Annotated in this window: 4 protein-coding genes; 1 reads left to right on the plus strand and 3 read right to left on the minus strand. The window is 40.9% G+C overall.

What is annotated here, in order from left to right:
- Positions 1–393, plus strand: a 393-nt coding sequence (locus LC073_RS21390; protein ID WP_226649645.1) for a transposase, incomplete at its 5' end; no start/stop codon positions are given.
- A gap of 37 nt (positions 394–430) precedes the next feature.
- Here the strand turns inward: LC073_RS21390 and LC073_RS21395 are convergent.
- The 3 genes from LC073_RS21395 to LC073_RS21405 are packed head-to-tail and all read right to left on the minus strand — an operon-like array spanning position 431 to position 2,117.
- On the minus strand, positions 431–658 hold the full coding sequence (locus tag LC073_RS21395; RefSeq protein ID WP_226649646.1) for a hypothetical protein: 228 nt from the start codon (positions 656–658) through the stop codon (positions 431–433).
- Positions 659–718: 60 nt separating this feature from the next.
- Positions 719–1,144 carry a hypothetical protein gene (locus LC073_RS21400; protein ID WP_226649647.1) on the minus strand — a complete coding sequence of 142 codons (426 nt, stop codon included), beginning with the start codon at positions 1,142–1,144 and terminating at the stop codon, positions 719–721.
- Position 1,145: 1 nt separating this feature from the next.
- Entirely contained in the window at positions 1,146–2,117 is a 972-nt protein-coding gene (locus LC073_RS21405; RefSeq protein WP_226649649.1) for a PIN domain-containing protein, read from the minus strand.
- Positions 2,118–2,263: the final 146 nt, after the last annotated feature.

Genomic DNA, 2,263 nt, shown 5'->3' on the forward strand with positions numbered 1-2,263 from the left:
GCCGAGTGGCGACAAAAACGCGATCTCTTATTAAGCGCTAAAGGAGTCGGCAATGTACTGGCTTACACGCTAATGAGCGAACTTCCTGAGCTGGGCAAGTTGAACCGCAAAGAGATTGCGGCACTTGTGGGTATCGCCCCGATGAATCGTGATAGCGGCAGCTTCCAGGGTAAGCGCTATATCCGAGGTGGGCGACATTGTGTACGCACGGTTTTATTTGTTTCTCTGATGTCGGCAATACAATGCCATCCTAAATTAAAGCCAATGTATGAGCGCCTGGTCGCTGCTGGTAAACCAAAGAAAGTAGCCCTTATCGCATGTATGAGGAAGCAACTTACCATCCTCAATACGATGGTAAAAAACAACACTCACTGGGATGAGAAAATGGCTTAAATACTTAACAAAGGACCATAGTCACTTGTTAAACGTACTATTCACCGCTGATTACCATATTAATTTCTTTAACAGTCTGCATACCACACAACCAAGAAACAGTAATGGTAAGACTGCCTTCCTTTATTGCTTTCACAAAATTTTCTGATCCTGTTGTATCAGTAGCATCCGAGCTATCAATAATAGAAACAATTATAGGAACGCTGGGTATAAACTGATTATCCGGACCAAAAGCGTTTACTACAAGGCTATTGGGATGCCACACTTCGCCAATATTGAGCCTCAAAACGTCAGGCGTTATTTTTAACCCGCTTGTTATGTCACACTAAATTTTCAACTCTGCAAGCCCTTGTGGGATTGGACCACCCATAAAGAACCCGTTTTCGGAAATCCCAATACCCACACCGAATCCAGACACCATGCCTCCGCTTATCTTATTGGTACCAATTCTTGTAAATTCTTTGGCTAACTCACATTCTGGCAAAGATCCTGTCATGTCTCGAAAGATCTTCCTCTTTGGAGAATAGAAGAAAGACTGCATGTCTCCTTCATATATTACGAATCCATCTTCTTTCTCCGTGAATTCGATATCAGTCCAAGGCTCATCAGACATTACTAAAACCTTAGCGTTTTCTCCTCCAATATCGATTACGGATAACGAACCATTTGCATGCGATAAGATCGCTTTGGTTCCCCATAGAACCGGTATTTTTACGCTAGTGAAGTTAACTGATCCAATTCTGAAATTCATATTAATCACCAATTAGGTTGCGAAGCTCGGATTCAAGAAACTGCTTTTTAGAGACATCTAGCTGCTGTTGAATTCTAGACTGTGATTCATCTTGTGCTGTCACGTCACGACGCATCTCAATAAAATCCTCTTCAATCTGCAAACTGATTAGAATTGGAAGATCTCCTTGATATAACAGTTCACCTGAAATCTTACTTGGGAGGTTGTTTCCATCACTTGTATTAATAACAAACCTCTTAATTAGGTTACCACTGGAATCTCTAACAGAGCGGAAATCACTTATCCTATCAATATCTTTCCCTTCAATATTGATATTCTTCTCGGCTAGTTGAGCGCTGAAAAGCAATATATCATCAATGACCTGTTGGATAACGCTAGATCGTTGATCCAGCCATTGATTTAAATCATCTTCGGTCTTCACGACATTAATATTTAACGAGCGCCCTTCCTCGGAGTTTGCCCCATTTTCAAATATTCTATCGCCCGAAACTATTAATACAGGGAGATCTGATTCTTTAGCCAAGGATATGAGCTGACTCCAGATCACCCTGTCTCTAAATTCCTCGCCCTCAGGATTCTTAGGCAAGGGTGGTAACTTGAAGGATGCTCTCTTTTCGGCGTCTTTATAATGATCAATAGTTGGCTCTAATTCATAGATTTCGTTAAACTTACTTTTTAGGATAGAAAGGACATCTATATCTGTATTCTGTTCAGAGAACTCTGGCGATAGCTGATATCCTTTATCTTTAAGTAAGTCCCATGCTTTTCGGGTATTCATATTATCTTTTTCAGCGATCTCTTTGACCCAAGCATTCATTTCAATTTGAACCGTACTGGGAATTGATAATATATCACCCCTCCCTAGCGCTGAACTAATTTGCTGCTCTAGCCTCTCTGGAATAGAACCCACTATATATTCATTGGCACCAAGAGAGCGCAGATAATTTGTATCAAAGATGATGTGTAAAGACATCTATATATTTCCATATACTAAATTTAGTTAGTCGGCCCTGAAAAAAGCCGCTAGGCCTTGTGGCACTAAGGCTGTATGGCTATACGGCATAGCCATTTCGACCAGTTTTCGCTATTCTGAGTCAAATTTCTGGTCGAAATGCTCAA

The organism is Microbulbifer variabilis (genome assembly GCF_020524905.1).
In the GTDB taxonomy this organism is placed as follows: domain Bacteria; phylum Pseudomonadota; class Gammaproteobacteria; order Pseudomonadales; family Cellvibrionaceae; genus Microbulbifer; species Microbulbifer variabilis_A.